The 23,673-nt window shown below is 38.7% G+C and carries 19 protein-coding genes and 1 tRNA gene; 10 read left to right on the top strand and 10 right to left on the bottom strand.

Going from position 1 to position 23,673, the window contains the following annotated elements; translation table 11 throughout:
• Positions 1 to 3 precede the first annotated feature (3 nt).
• From ACLLO5_RS20495 to ACLLO5_RS20485, 3 genes are all read right to left on the bottom strand, one after another.
• The gene (locus tag ACLLO5_RS20495) at positions 4 to 1,881 is read right to left on the bottom strand and encodes an SUMF1/EgtB/PvdO family nonheme iron enzyme (RefSeq protein ID WP_413172338.1); all 1,878 of its coding nucleotides are present in this window, start codon (positions 1,879 to 1,881) and stop codon (positions 4 to 6) included.
• Positions 1,882 to 2,256: 375 nt separating this feature from the next.
• On the bottom strand, positions 2,257 to 3,666 hold the full coding sequence (locus tag ACLLO5_RS20490; RefSeq protein ID WP_413172337.1) for a Rieske 2Fe-2S domain-containing protein: 1,410 nt from the start codon (positions 3,664 to 3,666) through the stop codon (positions 2,257 to 2,259).
• A gap of 85 nt (positions 3,667 to 3,751) precedes the next feature.
• Positions 3,752 to 4,486 (bottom strand): ABC transporter permease, encoded by a 735-nt coding sequence (locus ACLLO5_RS20485; protein ID WP_413172336.1) that lies wholly within the window; start codon positions 4,484 to 4,486, stop codon positions 3,752 to 3,754.
• Between the two features lie 546 nt (positions 4,487 to 5,032).
• Here ACLLO5_RS20485 and ACLLO5_RS20480 point away from each other — a divergent pair.
• Complete coding sequence (locus ACLLO5_RS20480; protein WP_413172335.1) at positions 5,033 to 6,106, top strand: glycosyltransferase family 4 protein; 1,074 nt, start codon at positions 5,033 to 5,035, stop codon at positions 6,104 to 6,106.
• Here the strand turns inward: ACLLO5_RS20480 and ACLLO5_RS20475 are convergent.
• The gene (locus ACLLO5_RS20475; protein WP_413172334.1) at positions 6,099 to 6,497 is read right to left on the bottom strand and encodes a DUF1499 domain-containing protein; all 399 of its coding nucleotides are present in this window, start codon (positions 6,495 to 6,497) and stop codon (positions 6,099 to 6,101) included. The two genes, ACLLO5_RS20480 and ACLLO5_RS20475, sit on opposite strands and share 8 nt — an antisense overlap.
• Before the next feature lie 78 nt (positions 6,498 to 6,575).
• Positions 6,576 to 7,097 carry an HPP family protein gene (locus ACLLO5_RS20470; protein ID WP_413172333.1) on the bottom strand — a complete coding sequence of 174 codons (522 nt, stop codon included), beginning with the start codon at positions 7,095 to 7,097 and terminating at the stop codon, positions 6,576 to 6,578.
• 152 nt (positions 7,098 to 7,249) lie between these two features.
• On the opposite strand from ACLLO5_RS20470, the gene ACLLO5_RS20465 reads away from it, so the two are divergent.
• Positions 7,250 to 8,398 (top strand): alanine--glyoxylate aminotransferase family protein, encoded by a 1,149-nt coding sequence (locus ACLLO5_RS20465; protein ID WP_413172332.1) that lies wholly within the window; start codon positions 7,250 to 7,252, stop codon positions 8,396 to 8,398.
• Between the two features lie 329 nt (positions 8,399 to 8,727).
• On the opposite strand, the gene ACLLO5_RS20460 is transcribed toward ACLLO5_RS20465, so the two are convergent.
• The 5 genes from ACLLO5_RS20460 to ACLLO5_RS20440 all read right to left on the bottom strand — a co-directional run bounded on the left by ACLLO5_RS20460 (position 8,728) and on the right by ACLLO5_RS20440 (position 12,204).
• Positions 8,728 to 8,991 carry a type II toxin-antitoxin system RelE family toxin gene (locus ACLLO5_RS20460; RefSeq protein WP_413172331.1) on the bottom strand — a complete coding sequence of 88 codons (264 nt, stop codon included), beginning with the start codon at positions 8,989 to 8,991 and terminating at the stop codon, positions 8,728 to 8,730.
• Positions 8,988 to 9,218 carry a hypothetical protein gene (locus ACLLO5_RS20455; RefSeq protein ID WP_413172330.1) on the bottom strand — a complete coding sequence of 77 codons (231 nt, stop codon included), beginning with the start codon at positions 9,216 to 9,218 and terminating at the stop codon, positions 8,988 to 8,990. Before ACLLO5_RS20455 ends, ACLLO5_RS20460 begins: the two co-directional genes overlap by 4 nt.
• Before the next feature lie 105 nt (positions 9,219 to 9,323).
• Entirely contained in the window at positions 9,324 to 9,737 is a 414-nt protein-coding gene (locus tag ACLLO5_RS20450) for a secondary thiamine-phosphate synthase enzyme YjbQ (RefSeq protein ID WP_413172329.1), read from the bottom strand.
• Between the two features lie 151 nt (positions 9,738 to 9,888).
• Complete coding sequence (locus tag ACLLO5_RS20445; RefSeq protein WP_413172327.1) at positions 9,889 to 10,971, bottom strand: glycosyl transferase; 1,083 nt, start codon at positions 10,969 to 10,971, stop codon at positions 9,889 to 9,891.
• A 78-nt stretch (positions 10,972 to 11,049) separates the two neighbouring features.
• Positions 11,050 to 12,204: an aminotransferase class V-fold PLP-dependent enzyme gene (locus ACLLO5_RS20440; RefSeq protein ID WP_413172326.1), complete on the bottom strand. Its 1,155-nt coding sequence runs from the start codon at positions 12,202 to 12,204 to the stop codon at positions 11,050 to 11,052.
• Positions 12,205 to 12,455: 251 nt separating this feature from the next.
• On the opposite strand from ACLLO5_RS20440, the gene ACLLO5_RS20435 reads away from it, so the two are divergent.
• From ACLLO5_RS20435 to ftsH2, 8 genes are all read left to right on the top strand, one after another.
• A complete protein-coding gene (locus ACLLO5_RS20435; protein ID WP_413172325.1) occupies positions 12,456 to 13,916 on the top strand; it encodes a TM0106 family RecB-like putative nuclease in 1,461 nt (486 codons plus the stop codon).
• Positions 13,917 to 13,932: 16 nt separating this feature from the next.
• Entirely contained in the window at positions 13,933 to 15,105 is a 1,173-nt protein-coding gene (locus ACLLO5_RS20430) for an esterase-like activity of phytase family protein (protein ID WP_413172324.1), read from the top strand.
• A gap of 615 nt (positions 15,106 to 15,720) precedes the next feature.
• Entirely contained in the window at positions 15,721 to 17,301 is a 1,581-nt protein-coding gene (locus ACLLO5_RS20425) for a serine/threonine protein kinase (RefSeq protein WP_413172323.1), read from the top strand.
• A 58-nt stretch (positions 17,302 to 17,359) separates the two neighbouring features.
• Entirely contained in the window at positions 17,360 to 18,871 is a 1,512-nt protein-coding gene (locus tag ACLLO5_RS20420; protein ID WP_413172322.1) for a serine/threonine protein kinase, read from the top strand.
• A gap of 108 nt (positions 18,872 to 18,979) precedes the next feature.
• Positions 18,980 to 19,053: transfer RNA gene (locus tag ACLLO5_RS20415), tRNA-Asp, on the top strand.
• A 144-nt stretch (positions 19,054 to 19,197) separates the two neighbouring features.
• Positions 19,198 to 20,643, top strand: a complete 1,446-nt coding sequence (gltX, locus tag ACLLO5_RS20410) for a glutamate--tRNA ligase (RefSeq protein ID WP_413172321.1) — start codon at positions 19,198 to 19,200, stop codon at positions 20,641 to 20,643.
• 114 nt (positions 20,644 to 20,757) lie between these two features.
• Positions 20,758 to 21,249, top strand: coding sequence for a hypothetical protein (locus tag ACLLO5_RS20405; RefSeq protein ID WP_413172320.1), 492 nt, complete (start codon positions 20,758 to 20,760; stop codon positions 21,247 to 21,249).
• A 452-nt stretch (positions 21,250 to 21,701) separates the two neighbouring features.
• On the top strand, positions 21,702 to 23,588 hold the full coding sequence (gene ftsH2, locus ACLLO5_RS20400; RefSeq protein WP_413172318.1) for an ATP-dependent zinc metalloprotease FtsH2: 1,887 nt from the start codon (positions 21,702 to 21,704) through the stop codon (positions 23,586 to 23,588).
• Positions 23,589 to 23,673: the final 85 nt, after the last annotated feature.

Below are 23,673 nucleotides of genomic sequence, written 5' to 3'. Positions count from 1 at the left end.
AACTCATTCTTCAACTGAAAACACCACTCGCAAACCCGACATCCTTAAACCACCTTCTGCTTCATTCCATGTGCGACTCGCACTGCGACACAGTTCCGCACTAAAATTCCAAGCACCACCGCGCAAAACTCGACGATGGATATCACCATCAATATCCCATACACTGCTATCATTCGGTGCGCCATGATAATTTTTATGCCAAGGGTCAGCACACCATTCCCAAACTAACCCGTGCATATCATATAACCCAAAGGCATTTGCTAAATCAAAACTGCCAACATTTGTGATTTGTTTACGAAAATTACTTGTTGGTGGTACAAAATAAAAATCTCCACCACTACAATTCATTAAATCAGCAGTAATTCTTTCTCCAAAATGAAAAGCAGTGGTAGTTCCAGCGCGACAAGCATATTCCCATTCGGCTTCACTAGGTAAACGATAATTTCGTCCTGTTTTCATTGACAAACGCAGACAAAATTCTACAGCTTCATACCAAGAAACGTTTTCTATTGGTAAATTTGCACCTTTAAATTTTGAGGGGTTGGGGTTTAAAGGTTGGACAATTTGTGGTAAATCTGTTACTGCTTTCCACTGTGCTTGAGTAATGGGATATTTCCCCATAAAAAAAGGTGCAACGGTGACTAAATGTTGAGGATATTCTTCCACATCACCTTCATATTTGGGTGAACCCATCATAAAACTACCACCAGGAATGGAAACCATTTCTAATGCGATATTTTTATTTAATTCTTCTAGAAAAAATTTGGCGCTAAGTCTGTCATAGCTAACTTTCTTACCAGCGGTGTTTACCGTCACTACATCAAAATCAAAGATTTCTAAGGGTGGTAAGGGAAGGATAATTTTTTGTGCTGGAGGTGGAGGTGTTGATGGTGTTTCGATAATATGAGAAATTTCTGAAGTTACTGGTTCTAACACTTCAGGTTCTAATGCTAATGGAAGTGACTGTTGTGCTGTTAAATCATCTAAAACTTCTGCTGCTGACTGATATCTATCGTTGGGAAAATGTTGCAGTAATTGATCTAAAATGTATGTTAATTCCTGACTAATTGAAATACTTTTTGCCTGTAAACGTTCTTTCCATAACCATTTTGCAGTCATAGGATCATAAAGAGGATCTTTAAGTCCATAGGTATCTTGCATGGGTAAATCTTGAGTTAATAACCTGACACAAGTTACACCCAAAGCATATAAGTCGCTGGCATGGCAAGCAAAACCTGCCATTTGTTCGGTTGGTGCATAACCTAAAGTATAAATAGCTGTGGCTTGTCTAGCTATGCTGGTGTGTGTTACTTGTTTTGCACCACCAAAGTCAATTAATACAGGTTTATGATCTGTATCTCGACGAATAATATTTTCGGGTTTGATATCCCGATGAATTACGTTTTTTTGGTGAACAAAATCGAGAACTGGCAATAAATCTAACAAAAGTTGGCGAATTTCTGTTTCGCTATAGGCCTGTTCTTGAACTTCTTCTAGGAGTGTTTTTCCAATAATAAATTCCTGGACTAAATATAAACTAGCGCCTTGTTCAAAGTAAGCTAATAAACGAGGAATTTGGGGATGATTTTCGCCAAGTTCGTATAATCTAAAAGCTTCTTCTTTGAAAAATTCTGCTGCTTTTGCACGCTGTCCTGTTCCCTGAACTTGGGGGAAAAATTGCTTAATAACGCAGGGTGCGTTTAGTCTGTCTACATCTTCTGCGGCATAGGTTTTGCTAAACCCACCTTCTCCGATTAAGCGCAAAACACGGTAACGGTTTCTGAGAAATTGTCCAAATGTACCGTGTCCACAAACGATACAAAATTTACTGTAGTCGGGGTTGAATGGGTTTGAACAATGGGGATTTTGACAAATTTGCATGGTGAAGGGGAAGATAGCATCTTGTCCAAAGTCAGCCCCAATTATTAATGATTTATTAGTTACCAGTTATCAGTTATTAAGTAGTAATTAAGGGTATATATATGGGCGCACAGATTTCCATTATAAGAGTAAGACTATAATATTTTTGAAAATTTGTCAAGTGCTTGGTTAATCATTTTTTGGTGGATTCAGATCATATTTTTGATTGAGAATAATTAACTAGATTCCCGATTTTTTGAGGAAATTGGGAATAGAATTCTCGTTCCCATACTCTGTATGGGAATGCGATTTAGAAGACTCTGCTTTTAGTAATAATAGAGTCAGAGCCTCTATGATGGCATTACCAGTCAGAGACTGGTAACGAGATAAATATAATCAATTTTCAGTTTTTTCTGGTAGGTTACGTGGTGGGATAGATCGCCCTTGATAAAATTGCTTTTCTAACTTGTTTAGTCTCCACCATAGTAACCCTAATGCTAGAGGTGTAACTGTCTCGATGATGACTATTGAAAGAGATGTTGGATGTATGAAAAATGCTAAAATTGGACTACTTGCTAAAGCTAATAATGCTATGATTGCACACCAGAATTTTAAGAGTTGAATATTAGCGAGGGCTGTTCTACAACTGGCGCATTTTTCTGTATGGGAGTGATACCGTTCTAGTAGTGCTGCTGTTGGTAATGGAGGAGGAAAAGGTTCTCCGGGAAATGGTTCGGCGTTGTATTGGTTCACCCACTGATGCAGTTCAAATACAAAACTATCTGCTTTTGTGGCTAGATAAAAGGCTTTGGTAATGTTAGGACTACCACCTTTTGCTTCTACATAACGTTCTTGGTGATGCAGAAAAATTTGGTCGTCTTCTAAAACACCATTTTGTCCCAGGTGATAATACCAACGTGGTCTAAGTTTAATAAATATACCAGGAAGTTTAGAGGGAAATTTAAAGGGGAATCGTGCAATTATCCGACATTCACCTTTGCGAATTGGTGTGGCATAAACGACGGTTAATATTCTTCCTTTTTGGGAATTTATATCATGCCAGATCAATGTAGGGGCGATAAATGTTGTTGATAATTCTCCTGTTTGTTGTGGTTTTAACCCTTGTTTCCATACGCCTTTAAAACCATGTTTTCCTGAGTTAATAACTTCTAATTCTAAAGGTGCAGCTTTGGAGCGATTGCCGACTGTACGATGATGGGTAAAGGCGACATGACTAGGATCGAGAATGTTTTCTAATAGTGTTAAGGCATCATAAGGAACATCTCGAAATGTGTTGATGATCACCCATCCATCTGGTGATTCTTCTATGGGTTCTATAACGGGAATTTTAGTTTTTGCGGCGTTTTCTGGGTTCCCTGTGTAAACAAATAATAGTCCTTGTTTTTCGGTTGTTGGTAATGATGATACACAGGCGCGTTGGGAGGTTTCGGCTTTACCTCCTGGTGGTTGTTGGGGAATTATTTGACAAGTTCCGTCTCCTGAAAATGCCCAACCATGATAGGGACATTCTAATAGTCCATTTTGGTTGATTCTGCCTTCGGAAAGTCTGGCTAAACGATGGGGACATTGGTCTATAAATGTTTGCCAAGATTGGTTTTTTTTGTCCCACCAAATAACTATATCTTTGCCTAATAGTGTAAAAGGAGTGGGTTTGGTTTTATCTAAGTCTTGAAGGTAGTGAACTGCATACCAGGCTTCGGTCCATTGGAAATGATCTGGGTTGTCGCCACCGGGTAATGTTTCTGTTGTGAATTTATTATTTATATTTGGGTTGGTTTCTAGCATTTTTTGAGGGAAATAAATATTCAAATACTATTGTCTCTATTCTTCATTTCATAAGCATTCTGACTCCTGACTCCTGAATTCTTGCTTACAAATTATTTTGTTTATCTCCAGATACACGAATTAGTTCTGCTATGATAGCGACGGTGGCGGTGATGGAAATTAACATGACGCTGAGGGCGTTAATATCAGGTTTGACTCCGGTTCTAATGCGGCTAAATATTTCCATTGGTAAGGTTGTAGAACCACTACCGGCAGTAAAACTGGAGATGAGAAAGTCGTCTAAGCTGAGGACAAAGGCGAGTAAGCAACCGGAGACAATACCAGGCATTAATTGGGGTAAGACTACTTGAAAGAAGGCTTGTATGGGTGTTGCACCTAAATCTAGTGCGGCTTCTTCTAGATGGGGGTCTAGGTTATTGAGTCTAGCAGATACGACTAGTCCAATGTAGGAGAGACAGAACACGATGTGGGCTGCTACGATTGTCCAAATGCTTAAGGGTATGGCGAAGGCTGCTAAACAGACTAGTGTGGCTACTGCGATCGCAATATCTGGAATTAATAATGGTAAATAAGATATACCACGATACAATGTTTTACCGGGGAAATTATAACGGGCTAACCCTACCGCCATCAAAGTTCCCAATACCGCAGAAACTGTGACTGCGCTGAAAGCAATTAGTAAACTGTTATTTACAGCCGATAAGATGCGATCGTCACTGAAGAGTTTTTGATACCATTCCAGGGTAAATCCTTGCCACGTGGCGCTGTAGGGTGACTTGTTAAAGCTATAAAAGCCTAGTACCACGATAGGCAGGTACATGAACACAAATATCAGCAGTGAGAACGCAGCCTGCCATGAGATAGGGGCTTTTTTGGTTTGTTTAGAGATATTCACGTTTATACTTAATTTTATAATTATTGTATTAGATTATACGATTTTTATCAAAGTAGTCAAGATATTTACAGGTAAATTAGCAGACATAAAATAAATTACTGTTTTATGCACATTTTATGCACAATTATTCCCAATGCTAACATCAAAATACAAAAATGATAAATAATCCCTAAGTATTCAGCATATAATATATTGCCGATTTTAACATAGTTTCGACATTTTTGTTAATTAATGATTGATTTTAAGGATCATAATTTTGTATATATTTAATTGATTTATGTCTTGAGTAGAATACATTTTCCCTACCTAAGATAGACAAAAAATATCCAAGTTACGACTTAAGATTTTTAAGCAATTATTCATAGAGTTGGTGTTTTAAGTGATTTACTGCTATAGTTAATCGCTGGCCATTAATTTACATCAAAAAATAAACACCACTAATTTACAGTCTTACCTTTAAGGAGGTTGATCATGAGAATTGCTCAGATTGCTCCATTGTGGGAGAGAGTACCACCTCCAGCTTATGGTGGAATAGAATTGGTAGTGAGTTTGTTAACGGATGAATTAGTTCGACGAGGACATGAAGTTACGTTATTTGCATCCGGTGATTCTTTAACTTTGGCTAATTTAATATCAGTTCATCCCCGTGCTTTAAGACTCGATTCTACTGTCAAAGATTACAATATTTATGAAATTCTACAACTGGCTTTAGTCTATGAACGAGCCGCAGATTTTGATATTATTCACTCCCATACGGGATACACCCCCTTAGCATACACAAATTTAGTGAAAACTCCCACGGTTCATACCTTGCATGGAATTTTTACTCCAGATAATGAGAAGATTTTTAAATATGCCAAAAAGCAGCCATATATCAGTATTTCTGATTCTCAAAGAGAACCTAGATTAGAGTTAAATTATGTCTCCACAGTTTACAATGGGATTGATGTGAGTAGTTATGAATTTTATCCTGAACCGATAAATGAGCCTTATTTGGCATTTTTGGGAAGAATGTCACCAGAGAAAGGCCCACATTTAGCAATTGAGATTGCTAAAAAAGCTGGTTGGCGATTGAAAATGGCGGGTAAAGTAGATACGGTAGATGTAGAATTTTTTGAAAAAGAAATTAAACCGCAAATTGACGGTGAGCAGATTCAGTATTTAGGAGAAGCTAATCATGCTGAAAAAAATATCTTGATGGGAGGTGCGGTAGCAACGTTATTTCCTATTACTTGGAGAGAACCATTTGGATTAGTAATGGTGGAATCAATGGCTTCTGGTACACCTGTAATTGCGATGCGAATGGGTTCAACTGAGGAAGTAATTGCTGATGGTGAAACAGGTTTCCTTTGCAATAATATGCAAGATTGTGTGAGTGCGATTGATAAGGTAGCGCGATTAAACCGCTATGCTTGTCGGCGATATGTAGAAAATCATTTTAGTGTGAAGCAAATGACGGATGGTTATGAAGCCGTTTATCAACAAATCCTTAAGGATAAATTTGCTCAACAAAATGGATATTTACGTCCTGCTTTAGTTAAGTAGATTTATTAAATAGAGCGCGAATTGTCTCTATGCGTTGGCGATTTACTCCCAAGTCGCCATAGCCTAAACGAGAAGCTGAACGGACATGAATCAGTTTAGCGTTAGAGTCTAGATAAAATTCGACATCATCAACAAATCCCATCAAAGCAGTTTTAAATTCTGCATATAAATAATCTTCAGTTTCAGTAATTATCTTAGTTCTAGGTAAAGATTGAATAATACTTTTGAGTTTAGATAATGCTTGTTCTGAGGTAGAAGTAAAACTCAGCGGTGCAATTTGATGGATTGAATCTGAAGCCTGACTGGAAACACAGTTAGGACTAGGAGGACAGGGTGCTAATCTACCATCACGAACGCCTAAATTATTGGGTCTTGTTCCTGCAAATATCATAGGATTCAGTAGGGGTAAAATAAATGAAGATGGTTAATTAAAAATGTAAGACAAGTATAGCGATCGCAATGATCCTTCTTATCCGTCACTTGTGGAATGTGCTAATAACCACAAAGCATAACGCTCTAATCCTACCAAAATAGCTGTGATTCCTAGCGCCCAAGCAAATAATACCAGATTACTAACATTACCAGCTTTTAAGGCAAAACTCAGAGAAGTAGCAACGGCTGGAGGGTGCATAGCATCGAGGAATATCATCAAAAATATAGCTGATACCATTGCCAGTCCACCAGAAATATACCCACCACCAAAAATTAAATAAGTGGTAAAACCAATACCAGCAGCCATCATTTGGGCAAGTATCAAAGTGCGGATAGCATTAGTTCCATGTTGAGGGTCAAGATAAATTAAAAAGGCGCTAGAAGCAAGAGAGGCAAATAATAGACGTTGTTGTGTGAGTGCTTCCACAAAACCCATAACTAACAGTATAGTTACGGTTGGGGCTGTAGCTAATGCTATTTCTCCTTTCCAGTTTAACCTGCGCCTGAGTGTCCGATTTGCCCCTTCTAATGGTTTTAAGCTAGAACGTTTTTGATTCATGATGCGTCAACTACAGCTTGTTACATCCACTTTAAGACTTTGGGGATATAGCTTCTTCCCACGAATGATAGACAATCATGAGGCTGATGAAAACATCGGTAATCTAATCGTTTTATCATGCCATTAATTACCATCTAGCCTCGAAATAAATTATGACATCCACAATTTCCATTAACGATAATCACTCGTTAAAACTTTCACCCTTAGAAGTCCCCAACCGCTTATTACTTGGCCCTGGACCCTCTAACGCCCATCCTGCCGTCTTACAGGCCATGAACACCACACCATTAGGGCATCTAGACCCCGCATTTTTAGCCCTGATGGACGAAATACAATCTTTATTACGCTACGTATGGCAAACGGAAAACCCCCACACTATCGCCGTTAGCGGTACAGGTACAGCCGCAATGGAAGCGACTTTAGCTAACACCGTAGAACCAGGAGATGTGGTATTAATTGGTGTAGCTGGTTATTTCGGAAATCGCTTAGTAGATATGGCGGGAAGATATGGCGCAGATGTGCGAACCATTACCAAACCTTGGGGACAGGTATTTTCTTTAGATGAAATTAGCACAGCTTTAGAAACTCATAAACCGGCAATTTTAGCTTTAGTTCATGCCGAAACCTCCACCGGCGCACGTCAACCTCTGGAAGAAGTGGGTGAGTTGTGCCGCAAATATGGCACATTGCTATTAGTAGATACCGTTACCAGCTTAGGTGGTGTTCCCATTTTCTTAGATGAGTGGGGAGTTGATTTAGCTTATAGTTGCAGTCAAAAAGGCTTGGGTTGTTCTCCTGGTGCTTCTCCCTTTACCATGAGTGCGCGGGCAATGGAAAAGTTGCAAAAACGTGAAACTAAAGTTGCAAACTGGTATTTAGATATGTTGTTATTGGGGAAATATTGGGGTGTTGAACGCACATATCATCACACTGCCCCGATCAATTTATATTATGGTTTACGGGAAGCTTTGCGTTTAGTAGCGGAAGAAGGTTTAGCAAGTTGTTGGCAACGTCATCAAAAAAATGTCGAATATCTTTGGGAAAGTTTGGAAACTATTGGGTTAAAAATGCACGTTGAAAAGGAATTTCGGCTACCAACTTTAACTACTGTTTGCATTCCTGAAGGGGTAGATGGAAAAGCTGTAGCAAAGCAGTTATTACTTGATCATAATATTGAAGTTGGTGGTGGTTTGGGTGAATTAGCGGGTAAGGTTTGGCGTGTGGGTTTGATGGGTTTTAATAGTCGTCCTGAAAGTGTGGATAGGTTGGTTGCGGCTTTGAAGGAGGTTTTGGGTAAGTAGGTTGTAGAGATGTTTTGAAACGCAGAGGAACGCAAAGGTAACGCGGAGGTTCGCAGAGAGGAGGGTTTGAATTTGTAGTTTTGTGTGGGGCGGGCATCTTGTCTGCCCTCTCGTTTATAATGTATAAAAGCATTTATTTATATCTAAAGGTATCCAGGTTTTTAGGATGTATAGGATGAGGAGAAAAAGGGATTTTAAATATCAATTTAATGGGTTTTGTACAATTAAGAAATCCTTGAACCTTTATTATCTGCGTCTATTTGCGTTCAATGATTCTTGATAAATAAAAAATCCTGTAAATCCTCTAATCCTGGATATCCTGATTCAGACTATGAAAAAAAATTCTCATAATCATCATGACTACCAATCCAAAACCATGTTACTACATCACCATCTAAAACTCCAATTGCTCGATAATTGCGAGTTATTCTAACAGACCAAATATTTTCCTGATTATTTATACATTTGAAATGCAAAGATGGATGAAAAGGATTTTCTCTCCATAACCGATAAGCTTTTCTAGCACTCTGTCTAACTTGCTTGTCCAGAGATTGGTATTCATCCCAGAAAGCAGGGAGAGTTGCGGATTTCATAACTTGTCATAGTCCATTGGTTTTGCAAGTCCTTCTGCAATCTCTCTTTTAGCACGTTGAGCATATTCAATCAATTTATTTTGAGTTTTATTAAATGAATTATCCCATTTTAATTCGTCTTGCAAATCTGCCAGATACTCTCGAAGATGTGCTGCAACTCTGTCTTGTATATCTTCAGGTAAAGATTCCATCATTGTAATTACAGAGGTAATTGCTGGAGATGACATAATAAAGTTTCCTTTTTTACTTTATAAGTCTATTTTACTAAAAAAATCCTGTAGATCCTCTAATCCTGGATATCCTGATTCTAACAAAGTAATTTACCATAATTCCTATCCAGAAATATGCACTACCAATTCTCTAGAATGATTATGTTGTCGATGTTCCCAAATATAAATACCTTGCCATGTTCCCAAAACTAAATAACCATTGTTAATAGGAATAGTTTCGGAAGTATGGGTTAAAACTGTACGGATATGTCCTGGCATATCATCAGCACCTTCGGCATCATGAATATAATTATTGCCTTCTGGGACTAATTTCGCCATGAAATTTGCTAAGTCTATCAACACATCAGGATCTGCATTTTCTTGAATTACTAAACTGGCTGAAGTGTGACGTAAAAATAATGTACAAAGTCCAGTTTTTACCCCTGATTCGGCGACAATGGCGGCAATTTTTGAGGTAATATTTTGAAATGATTTACCTGTGGTGGTAACTCTGAGTAATTTTTGGTAGTGTGTCATTCGATTTTGGATTTTGGATTGGAATTCAGCAATTTTAAGTAGGTGAACGGAAAAAACCGCAATATGTAACGAAAAGTAAATTTGCCCAAAACCTCTTCTCTGTTCCCTGTTCCCTTGTCATAACGACAATTTTTAACACCAACCTACTTATTTACAGTGACTGAAAATAATCTATCACGGCTTTGGCGATAGTTTCATTTCCATTTTGAGCTATTGGTTGCTGTTGTTGTGGTGGTTGGGGTGAATCATGGAGAAAATCCCAATTTCCTTGAAAAAATTCTGGAGGTGTAATAATTTGATGGTGGTTGTAATTCTTGATTCCTTCTAATAGCAAATTAGCTTCTGCAAAGTCATCACGGGGTATGGTAATTATAGGTAGTTCTAAACTGGTAGCTTCTGCAAAAGTGCTGTATCCAGGTTTAGAAAGCACTCGTCCACAAATTGGCATAAAATCTACAGGCCGATATTGACGATTTGTGATTTTAATTAAGTTGGGTAATTCTGGTGCTGAAGTATCAAAGGTGATAAATTGCCAATCAGGAAACTTACTCACATTATGATAAGGAATTGCTTGTAAACCTAAACCACCAAAGCTGAGTAAGATGGTTTTTTCTGGTGGTGCAGTTATTCCCCAAGTGGTGCGTATTTCTTCTGTGGAGAAGTGGGGAGAACCACCTGTTAAACCCACATCTATAATATTGGGGAAAGCTGACATATTTTCGTGGAAGGGAAGACGAAACAAGCGATCGCTCTTAGTATACCAATCACTAATCCAATCGGCAATTTCTATAAATTCCCCTCCCCAATCTCGATAAATAAAGTCCCAACTAAAGTTACTTGTCATCCAGCAGGGGATATTTGCCGCTTTGGCAAAGCCAGCAGCCATAAAAGGAATATCTGCCAAAATTAGATTAACACGATTTTGACGAATAAAGTTAACTTCTGAGGCAATTAAGGAATTTTGATTTTTTTTAATCTCCTGTAATTTTTCTAAGGTAGCGGCTTTATCCATTGTCAAACTATCCGTTTGCACTACCCCTAAATCAAAAGCACGTTGACGGTGAATAAAATCACCTTTGATATAGGATTCTAGCAGCCATCTAGGTGCGGTTGTGACCAGAATTAACAGCACTTCTGGACATAATTTTTGGATGGTTGCAGCTATGGCAGCAGTACGGGTAGTATGACCAAAGCCGTGATTGGTAATGGCTATATATAAAATTGGTCTGTTCATGATTTTTATGTCTGATATTTTTAATCGCAGATGAACACAGATTTGTTATCCGCGTTTATCTGCGTGCATCTGCGTTTTTTAACTCAAAAACTGTTTAATTGTTTCTATTAATGTGTCAATTTCTGATTCTAAGGTTAAGTAATGAACGCTGACGCGGATACAGCTAGGATTAGCAATTGTGCGGGTAAGGATTTTTTGTGATTCTAGAAATTTAACTAATTTTACATTTGGCTGATCATTGGTGAGTTGAAATGATACTAATCCGCTTTGGGGTGGGGAATTTTTTAAACATTTGATATTTGGCAAGTTTGTGAGTTGATGCCAAAGATATGTACTATTTTTACAGATTTGCTGATATCGTGCTTCTGCTGTTCCCCATTGATTATGAGTGGCGATCGCTTCCCTCAAACTTACATACAATGGAGTTGCTAAGGTAGACACTTCATATCTTCTACCATCTGGTTGCCAATCTATCGGTTGTGCTTGATTATTGGTAATTACTCCATCTAAACCAATAAATGTGGGTTGTAACTGTTCCCTGGCTTCTCTTCGCACATACAAACCACCCACTCCCGCAGGGCCACATAACCATTTATGACCTGTGAAAGCATAGAAATCTACACCCAATTCTGTTAAATTTAGAGGTAGAACTCCTGCTGATTGTGCCGCATCTACTAACAACAAAGAATTGTTATTCCTGCATATATCGGCGATTTTGTCAATGGGTAAAACTTGACCCGTGTTCCACAAAACATGACTTAAAACTACTAACCGTGTCTTGGGGCGCAAGTTTTCAGCAATAATACTGACAGGATCTCCTGCATTTAAAGTTGCCATTAGCGGACAAGTAGAAACTTCTACACCAAATCTGCGGCTAATTTCTCCAGCAGTGGCAATGACTCCGGGATGTTCACAGTCGGAGAGTAGTAAATGATCACCTGGTTGCCAATCAATCCCCCACATCCCAATGTTACAGCCAATTGTGACATTACCAGTGAATGTGATAGTGTCATTTGGTACATTAAACAAAGATGCGATCGCTTGTTTGGTAGCTTGCATTTGGGGAGATATCCAGCCATAAGCCTCAGCACCAAAGGGTCCTATTTCCTGAATATATGCTTGCGTTTGGGTAATAGCATCCATAGCCCCTTGAGGCATGGGTCCTTGTCCCCCATAATTAAAATAAATCTTATTCGCTAAAGCTGGAAATTGGGCGCGATGGTGATGCAACATATAAATTTTGGATTTTGGATTTTGGATTTTAGATTTTAGATTTTGGATGTTAAAACAGCCATTTAGCCAGAAACTCCATATTTATTAATTCTATTCTCCCCTGCCCCCTGCCTCCCCTGCTTCCCCTGCTTCCCCTGCTTCCCCTGCTTCCCCTGCTCCCCTGCTCCCCTGCTCCCCTGCCCCCCTGCCCCTCTGCCCCTCTGCCCCTCTACTTTTCCCCAAAATGCCCCAATTATTGTTAACTTAATAGGATGTTAATCAATGCTGAACTCCTGTTACAATACCAACGCTGTAAACGGCGGCCTTTTTTAGATACTCATGGTGACTATAACCAGCGAGAAGTTTCTCATGAGTTGTTGGTGAAAGTGCAACAAGACAAATTCACTCATCAACAAAGTGTGTTAAAAACCTTGGAGTACCATAAACCGAATTATCCTTCAGGGGACTGGCAAGCAGGAGCCGCAGCAACGATAGAATTGATGCAGCAAGGAGTTGATATCATTCATCGCGGTGTGTTCTTAGCCAATTATGCAGAAAAATACACCTTGCTGAGTCGTCCAGATTTACTGTTCAAACAACCAGGAACATCCAGTTTTGGAGACTGGGTTTATGTTCCCGTAGATATACAACTAGGTAAACGTCCCAAACAAGAATATCAAGTTATCGCTGCTTTTCATGCGGAAATTGTGGGAGCGTTACAGGATGTTTCTCTGGATATCGCTTGGTTGATTTTGCGGAATAAGGATTTAACCCATGTGGTGGATTTAGATAAATGGACACCACAAATGCTGGAGATATTAGCGGAGTATGTGCAGGTAATTGAATCACCAGAAGCACCAGAAGTATTTATTGCCCGTCAAAAATGTAATCTCTGTCACTGGTATAATCATTGTTATGCGATCGCTCAATCACAGCAACATCTCTCCCTCTTACCTGGTGTAACACCGATTCGTTACACTCAACTACAAGCATTATCCACTACCACCTTAGAAGCACTTGTTAACACCAGTCCCAGCACTTTAGAAAATCTGGTCGGGTTTGATGCAGAAGTAGCATCTAAACTCATAATACAAGCCCAATCAACATTCACAAAACGCCCTCTCATTTTACCCTACGCCCTACCCATCGAAAACCTGACCTTTACAGCCCCCATTGAGATATATTTTGATATTGAGGCACAACCAGATTTAAATTTAAATTACTTATTAGGGGTTTTGGTAGTTGATAGACAAACTAACACCGAACAGTTTTATTCATTTTTAGCAGAAACACCAGCCCAAGAAGAATTAATTTGGCAGCAATTTCTGGATTTGGTTTGGCAATATCCCCAAGCGCCAATTTACCATTTTTGTGCCTACGAAGTTGATACAGTCAAAAAACTAGGAAGACTTTACCGCACACCTTACTCTTCAGTCAGTCCCGTGCTTAAGCGTTTTATAGATATTTATGAACAATTAACCCAAAGCGTAGCTTTACCAATAGAAAGTTATGCACTCAAAGCGATCGCACGTTGGTTAGGATTTGAATGGCGAGATCCAGAAGCTACTGGCGCAAAATGTATTTATTGGTATGATCAATGGTTAGAAACAGGCGATCGAACCTTACTAGAACTAATCCAACGCTACAACGAAGATGACTGTCGCGCCACCCTCACAGTTAAAAACTGGCTAGCAGATTTTTTTCAGAATGAACACACCAAAAGATTAGCGTAACTGCTATTAGCTAACCATGCAATTGCTGAAAAAACTTTTCAAACCGCCATTAATCATTTACATCATCATACCCATCATCATTATCAGTCTCTTCTCCAGTAATATTGCGACCGCTTCAGTCAAAATAACAAGTATAGAATTTATCGGTGCAGCCACCTTACCCACAGGATTATCTTTCCAAAAAATAGAACTAGGAGGACTATCAGGAATTACCTACGATTCCCAACAAGACCTCTATTATGCAATTTCCGACGACAGAGGACAAAAAGCACCTGCTCGATTTTATACCCTAAAAATTGACCTCAGCAAAGGTAAATTAGCGCCAAATGGAGTCGTTCCCATAGCCGTTACCACCCTATTAGATCAAAATAATCAAAAATTTCTCCCCAACACCACCGATACAGAAGGAATAGCATTAACCAAAAAAGCAACTTTATTTATTTCCTCTGAAGGAGATGTTCAGAAATCAATCAATCCCTTCATTAAAGAATTTTCCCTCGCTTCCGGTCAAGCTATTAATACCCTACCCATTCCAGATAAATTTTTGCCAGATCAAAAAAATCAAACAGGTATCCGCAATAATTTAGCTTTTGAAAGCCTCACCATCACACCCGACAACCAATCATTATTTACAGCCACGGAAAACGCTTTAATTCAAGACGGTTCACCATCAAAACCTGGTGTAGTTAATAATTGCCGCATTTTGCAGTACAGTCTCACCAGCAATCAGCCTCAAAAAGAATTCCTCTACCAAACAGAACCAGTCACACCCCTATTCAATTTTACAGGCAAGTTTAACAGCGGATTAGTTGATTTACTCTCCCTCGATAATCAAGGACACCTCCTCAGTCTAGAAAGAACTTTTACAGGGTTAGGATTTGCTGTATCCTTATTTCAGGTTTCCTTAGAAAATGCTGAAGACATCCACAATATTGGTAGTTTGTCAACTGTTAACACCACCAAAATCAAACCAGTTCAAAAAGAACTACTCCTAGACTTGCAAAATCTGGACTTAGCCTTAGACAACATCGAAGGCTTAACCCTGGGTGCTAAACTACCTAATGGACAAACTTCATTAATTCTCATCAGCGACAACAATTTTAACAAACTGCAAACCACTCAAATCCTTGCCTTTCAACTCAAACTCGAATCACCACTGAACAGGTTATTACATCTGCTACGCTATTAGAAAGCAAACTGGATTTCTATAGATAGGGCTTGCTTAATAAAGCTAAAACATAGATATATCAAGAGTTGGAAAATTAAAAAGGTAAATCAGGTCAAAGAAATAAGCGTTGAAACTACCAAAAACCTATCACTGGATCTGATTCTTCTCTTCTTCTAATTCTTCCTCCTGACTCCTGACTCCTAACTCCTAACTCCTGACTCCTGAATTCTTACGATAATTTACGTATTATTACAGATACACAATAACTGCTACAATATGTTACATAAGATTAATTAGAGTTTACTCACCAAAAAAATTGGTGTGATATCCATTTACAGGATTAAAGCCAGCTATCTCAATTTTACCAAACCAACGTCGGTTATAGCATCCATCAAGGTGTACAGGACATCATTTGTTGATAAAACTTAGACATAAACTAGACTTTCAACCCTGTCACCTATCACCTGTTTATACGAATAGAGCTTTAGCATTGCTAAACTTTCACAAATCAAATATTAGTTTGATAGCATTATTGAGATTTGTATAAATAGTCGAAAACAATAGCTGTAATAAATTTGCTAAAGTATCCTGTAGTAAATATCCATTGATTTTGTGGTGCAATATAACAACCAGGATATGAATGAGTACCAAACACCATCAGACATTTACATCGGCAAATTATTAAATAATCGCTATTTAATCAGAGATTTACTTGGTGCCGGAGGCATGGGAAGAGTTTACCTTGCAGAAGATGTCACCAAGAACTGTATGTTAGTCGCTGTTAAAATGCTCTCTTTAAGTATAGGCAACACACAGTTAGCTGAACGCTTTGGTAGAGAAATTTTTATCGGCGCTCAATTAGGGAAAAAGAGTTCACATATTACCCGTGTATTGACCTATGGTATTACTAATGAAAAAATACCATTTTATGTAATGGAATATTTACGGGGAAGAACCCTCAAACAAATTCTGAAAATTGAGAATTTAACTCTGTCAAGATTTATAGAAATCAGCCAGCAAATTTGTTTAGGGTTAGATTGCGCTCATAAAGGTGTAACCCTAAATGGTAAAATTTATCCGATTGTGCATAGAGATATTAAACCAGAAAATATATTCATTCATAATGATGGTCAAAGAACAGAAATAGTTAAAATTCTTGATTTTGGAATTGCCAAATTTTTGACCGAAAGCGGTGGAATTACAATGACTGAGGCTTTCATAGGTAGCTTGCCTTATTCATCTCCAGAACACATGCAAGGTAAAAAAATATTGGATGAACGCTCTGATATTTATTGTTTGGGTCTGTTAATGTTTGAAATGTTAACAGGAAAACATCCATTTCATACAACAAGTCACTCCTTTAGCACTTGGTGTAGACTTCATTGTATTCAAGCTCCACCTACATTTGAAGAAGTTAATCCTTCTGTTCAGATTCCCCAAGAATTGCAGCAGTTAGTAATGCGTTGTTTAGCAAAAGATGTAAATGACAGACCCCAAAATGTCAGTGATATCTTAGAAAATTTAGCGAAAATTAAGACGCAAATTCAAGAAAATTCTATCCAAAATAGTGGAGAATTACAACTAGATTCTCATGTAAAATTAGCGCCTTTAACATCAATCTCTGAAAAAGAATGTTGGCAGAAACATTGGCCTAAGAATAAACCATTGGCATCAATTTGTTTTCCCCATCTTTTACATACAACAAAAGGGAATATACCAACTTTGTGGGCAATGTTACCTGAAGCTGAAATTCTCAAGCTTAAAAATAAAACTCATACTAATGAATTTATTAGTAAAATGGATTATCCAATGCTATTGTGGATAACAATGTTATATGATGATGAATCGGGTTTGATTAGATGGCTATCTTATTACTTAGATATTAAAGATATTAGAGAAGAAAAAATATTGCGTAATTTATCAGGAATTGGTTACTATCATCTGCTATTATTTACCCATGAAAATCCTCATAAATGTAGTCATGTCTTAACTTTTTTGCTGACAGCTAAACAGCGTCAATATCTATCAGATATTATAAATTCTAGTCGAAATAGCCATAAAATTAATTCTTCCAAACAAGCAAAAAATATTCTCAGAATAGAGTATGAAAAATTCAAAAAGGAAGTAAATAAAAAATTAAATATTAACTCTAAAAAACTACCTAATTTTTTCAATTCTTGGGCAGACAAATTATTGGATATATTTAAATCATCATGAATTAGTACATAAACAGTAATTGTTTCCACTAATTTTATTTCACTTAGAGGTTATTTAAATGAAAAAAAAATCATTTGCGTCTCCAGAAAATCGGGATTTGCTTGCAAACCGTTATGAACTTAAACAACTAATCGGTAAAGGTGGCATGGGTGAGGTTTTTTTAGCCCATGATGTCTTGCTAGGAGGTACACCAGTTGCCATAAAATTTTTAACTCAAACGGTAGCTAATCCCAAAGTTCAAGCCAGATTTAACCGTGAAGCTCTTTTGAGTGCCGCGTTGAGCCAAAAGAGTATACATATTGTGCGGGCTTATGATTATGGTGTGAGTAAAAGTGGTAAAGCGTATTATGTAATGGAATATTTATCTGGCAAAAGTTTAAAAGATTTAATTCCTATTCCTGTACCTATATTTCTGACTCTAGTACGTCAGATTTGTTTGGGTTTACAGTGCGCTCATCAAGGCATTTCTATGGATGAAAAAATTTACCATCTAGTTCATAGAGATATTAAACCAGCTAATATTATTGTGATACCTGATCCCATACTAGGGCAATTGGTAAAAATTTTAGACTTTGGGATTGCCAAGTTTTTAAACTCGTCCGCAGCACTTAATACTAAGGGATTTCATGGAACTTTACCCTATTGTTCCCCGGAACAATTAGACGGAGCAGAATTAGACAATCGCTCTGATATTTATAGCTTAGGTGTAATGATGTTTGAAATGCTAACAGGACAAAAACCTTGGCAACCAGAAACAGAATATTTCGGTGCTTGGTATAAGGTACATCTATTTGAAAAACCAAGAGCGATCGCAGATGTGAATCCTTATGTACAAATCCCCCAGCAGTTAAATGACTTAATCATGAATTGTCTGCAAAAAAAGCCCAATCAACGACCCCAAAATATGGGTGAAATTCTCAGTGTATTGGCTGAGATAGAACAATCTATCCAAAAAACCAAAACCACAAACCCAGAGACAAAAACCCTGGTTGATAATGCCGTGGCTTCTGACAATTTAGCAAAAATGAACAATAAATATGAGAAATTTATCTGGCCTGAAAATAAACCCATTCAAGAAATCGTTTTTCCTCAGCTTATAGATACTGCATCAGGATCTATCGTTTCTCTATGGCTAATGTTACCCGAACAAGAAATTAAAAATCGCTCCCAAACCAAAGCTTACAACCAATTTGTCTTTGTCACCTCTCCCCACCCGATGCTGCTGTGGTTAACAGTGCTTTACAGTCGGCAATTGGAACCCAAATGGCTACCCTGCTACCTGGATATGCAAAATCCCCAAAATCTCCAGATGGTATCCACCTTGACAACCACTCAGTCTTACCCGTTGGTTTTCTTCACTATAGAATCCCCCCATAAATGTGCCAACATCCTCCGCAGTTCCATTAGTCCAGCACAGCAACAAAATTTGAAAACCTGGGTTCAACAAACTCAGCAACTACCATCCTCTTCTCAACCCCAAGTTAGCAAAAAGTTGTTAAAGCAGAAATACAAGCAGATCCAATCTCAGATATTAGAACGTTTAAACTCTCAAGCACGGGCTATAGTCTAAATTAAGGTTGTAGGGAAGATGTAAAGAAAAAAAATATCAATATTTTTGCTCCCAACTACTTGACAAGTAAAAAATAATAGGCAATAATAATAAAGTTGAAAACAACAAGGGACTGTAGTTCAATTGGTTAGAGCACCGCCCTGTCACGGCGGAAGTTGCGGGTTCGAGCCCCGTCAGTCCCGTTCTAAAGACACCGAAAGCTGAGTCATGGGAAAAAATATAAATCAAGCTGATTTTATCAGCCTGGGAAAATAGCCCATATAGGTGGTTTACAGCCACTCAGCAATTGCTACATTAATAATGCTTTGTGAGAGAGAGAATTAACTGTGTCTGTTAGAGTTCGTATTGCTCCTAGTCCTACTGGAAATTTACATATTGGTACAGCCAGAACTGCTGTATTCAATTATTTATTTGCCCGTCACCATGATGGGAAATTTATTTTACGCATTGAAGATACAGATTTAGAGCGATCGCGCCCTGAATACACCGATAATATCCTCAGTGGACTGCGCTGGTTAGGATTGAACTGGGATGAAGGGCCATTTTTCCAATCTCAACGTTTGCACCTCTACAGAGAAGCAGTGCAGAAATTGTTAGATCAAGGATTAGCCTATCGTTGCTACACAACTTCTGAAGAATTAGACGCGCTGCGGGAAGCACAAAAAGCCAGAAACGAAGCACCCCGCTACGATAACCGTCACCGTAACCTCACCCCAGAACAACGCGCCGCTTTTGAAGCCGAAGGACGCTCCTCTGTGATTCGCTTTAAAATAGAAGATGGCCGAGAAATTGGCTGGAATGACTTGGTACGAGGTCAAATGTCTTGGCGTGGCAGTGACTTAGGTGGTGATATGGTAATAGCACGCGCATCTGCTGATGGTATTGGTCAACCACTATATAACTTTGTCGTCGTCGTGGATGACATTGATATGCAAATCACTCATGTCATTCGTGGTGAAGACCATATTGCCAATACAGCCAAACAAATTCTGTTGTATGAAGCTTTAGGTGCCAAAATTCCCGAATTTTCCCATACACCACTGATTTTGAATCAAGAAGGGCGCAAACTTTCTAAACGAGATGGAGTAACTTCTATTTCTGACTTTCAGAAAATGGGCTTTACTGCGGAAGGTTTGGTAAATTATATGACCTTGTTGGGATGGTCTGCCCCAGATTCTACGCAGGAAATATTCACCTTAGAATCAGCAGCTAAGGACTTTACTTTTGAGCGCGTAAATAAAGCTGGTGCGAAATTTGACTGGGATAAACTAGATTGGATCAATAGCCAATATATCCATAATATGCCCGTTGTTCAGCTGACAGATTTACTCATCCCATTTTGGCAAGAAGCCGGATATTCATTAACTGATGGTAGGGAGCGTTCTTGGTTAGAACAGTTGGTAAGTTTAATTGCTGCTAGTTTAACGCGGCTGGTGGATGCTGTTCCCATGACCAAACTATTTTTTACTGAAGGGGTAGAATTGAGCGAAGAAGGTGCAACTCAACTCCAGCAAGAAGGGGTGAAAGCGACCCTACAAGCTATTCTCACAGCCTTAGAAAATCAGCCGCAACTTTCAGCTGATACCGCCCAGGATATTATTAAGCAAGTGGTAAAAGAGCAGAAGGTCAAAAAAGGTTTAGTCATGCGATCGCTCAGAGCAGCTTTGACCGGAGATGTACATGGTCCAGACCTAATTCAATCATGGCTATTACTAAATCAGATTAGTTTAGATAAACAGCGTTTAAATCAAGCAATTTCAGCCGCTAATTAAGTGACAGGTGATAGGTGACAGGTAACAGTGATCACTGTCTCCTTCATCCTTCCATTGGGAACTAAATTTAAAAAATTTATGTCTTAAAATACACTTAGAAAAAAATTTAATACAATGTCTACAAAACCTCTCAATATAGGAAAAAGATTATCGTTGATGATACTTACCCTGAGCATAACAACTATGAGTCATGGTCTTGTTGGTGCTGAAGAATCACCAATTTTTGGAGATATAACTATCAAACGGCAATTTTCCCCAGATCCTTTAGAAGTGCGGGGTATGAGTGGTGGTTCAGTTCCAGCTAGAAAAATCAATGGAGGAAGTGAAACTCCCACAGGTTCGTGTAGTGGGTTTGTGGATGAAGCACCTGATCACACTTTGAAGCTAACCAGCAAATTCGATTACCTAAAGCTTCAAGTAGAAAGCCCAGCAGACACCACCATCATAATTAAAGGACCCGGTGGTAATTGGTGCAATGATGATTTTGATGGAAAAAATCCTGGTATTGTCGGTGAATGGTTGAAGGGAACTTACCAAATTTGGGTTGGTTCTTACGAAAAAGGCAAATATTTACCCTACACTTTAAAAATTACTGAAGTCAAATAAGTACGGTCGGCATTAAAAATTGTCGTTATGACCAGGCAAAAGCCAGCTACTTTAGTACATTATGGTTTTCCTATAGCAATGGGTTTAAATGGGTAACATCCATGGATGTACCGTGATGTGTAATTCCATAGTTAAACGTATATAAACAAATATAAATGCAGATAAATGTATTCGATGATAAAGTGCGATTTAGCATAAAATTAGTATTAGAGATAGAAAAATAGAAATTAGCCCTAAACCCTTGTAATAACTGGTTTTGGGAATTTTTAATTTTTAATTTTTAATTTTTGATTGGTATTAGTATGAGAATTAAGTTAAATTTAATTAAGATTCTGGAAAAACTTCATGAATCTGCCATAAGCAAATGACCGTGTTATGGCTCAAATTACAAAATGGATTTATAAACATCCGTTACAAAGCAGTCCTATTGGTATCTAGAGGCAAATTAAAAGATGAAATTCTCTTGGAGAGTCGTAGCACTCTGGTCAGTGCTGGCTTTAGTAATTGGCTTTTTCTTCTGGCAAGGCGCTTTTGCAAACGCTCCTGCTGACACAAGTAAAAATGCAGCTAATACCCGCATGACTTATGGCCGCTTTTTGGAATACTTGGACGCTGATCGCGTTACCAATGTAGACCTGTATGATGGCGGTAGAACTGCAATTATTGAAGCTAATGACCAAGATATTGAAAACCGTGTTCAACACTGGCGGGTAGATTTACCTATTAATGCACCAGAGTTAATCAATAAACTCAAAGCACACAACGTCAGTTTTGATGCTCATCCTATTCGCAATGATGGCGCAATTTGGGGTTTGTTGGGAAATCTGATCTTCCCAGTTTTATTGATTACTGGTTTATTCTTCTTGTTCCGTCGTTCTAATAATCTTCCCGGTGGCCCTGGCCAAGCGATGAATTTCGGTAAATCTCGCGCTCGGTTTCAAATGGAAGCGAAAACCGGAGTAAAATTTGACGATGTGGCAGGAATAGAGGAAGCCAAGGAAGAATTACAGGAAGTTGTCACTTTCCTCAAACAGCCAGAAAGATTTACTGCTGTGGGTGCAAGAATTCCTAAAGGTGTACTGTTAGTTGGACCTCCAGGTACTGGTAAAACTTTACTAGCAAAAGCGATCGCCGGGGAAGCTGGTGTACCCTTCTTTAGTATTTCCGGTTCAGAATTTGTAGAAATGTTTGTGGGTGTGGGTGCTTCCCGTGTCCGCGACCTGTTCAAAAAAGCCAAAGATAACGCTCCCTGTATCATCTTTATTGATGAAATTGATGCAGTAGGTCGTCAACGGGGTGCAGGTATCGGTGGTGGTAACGATGAAAGAGAACAAACCTTAAACCAACTATTAACAGAGATGGATGGTTTTGAAGGAAATACAGGCATTATTATTATTGCTGCTACCAACCGTCCTGATGTTTTAGACTCCGCACTGTTGCGTCCCGGTCGTTTTGATAGACAGGTGACAGTTGACGCACCTGATATTAAAGGACGTTTGGAAATTTTAGAAGTCCATTCCCGCAATAAGAAATTAGATCCTAGTGTATCCTTAGATGCGATCGCCCGTCGCACCCCTGGCTTTACCGGCGCAGACTTAGCCAACCTCCTCAACGAAGCAGCCATTCTCACCGCGAGAAGACGCAAAGACGCAATTACTCTCCTAGAAATTGATGATGCAGTAGACAGAGTAGTTGCAGGTATGGAAGGTACTCCCTTGGTGGACAGCAAGAGTAAGCGTTTAATCGCCTACCATGAAATCGGACACGCTTTGGTTGGTACTTTATTAAAAGACCACGACCCAGTGCAAAAAGTGACTTTGATTCCTAGAGGACAAGCACAGGGTTTAACCTGGTTTACACCCAACGAAGAACAAGGCTTAATTTCTCGTTCCCAACTCAAAGCCAGAATTACCGGTGCTTTGGGTGGTCGTGCAGCAGAAGAAGTGATTTTCGGTGCTGCGGAAGTGACAACTGGTGCGGGTGGAGACTTGCAACAGTTATCAGGAATGGCACGACAAATGGTAACACGGTTTGGGATGTCTGACTTGGGTCCTTTGTCACTGGAAAGCCAACAGGGTGAAGTGTTCCTTGGTCGTGACTGGACAACACGGTCAGAGTATTCTGAATCTATAGCTTCTCGTATTGATGCTCAAGTAAGATTAATTGCAGAAGAGTGTTACGATAACGCTAAAAGAATTATCCGTGAACATCGCAGTGTTACAGACCGTTTGGTTGATTTGTTGATTGAAAAAGAAACCATTGACGGTGAAGAATTCCGGCAAATTGTTGCTGAGTACACTGTTGTACCAGATAAATCACAGTTTGTACCTCAACTGTAAGGTTTTTAGTTAGATGTGAAATTGATGGGGATGGTGCAAACTGTCCCTATTTTTTTGCAAAAATAAACCAAAGATCCGTAGGTTG

The sequence above is a fragment of the Anabaena azotica SJ-1 genome (assembly GCF_047275885.1).
GTDB lineage: Bacteria > Cyanobacteriota > Cyanobacteriia > Cyanobacteriales > Nostocaceae > Trichormus_B > Trichormus_B azotica_A.
The sequence above is the reverse complement of the archived record's forward strand: the minus strand, read 5'-3'. Positions and strand labels throughout refer to the sequence as shown.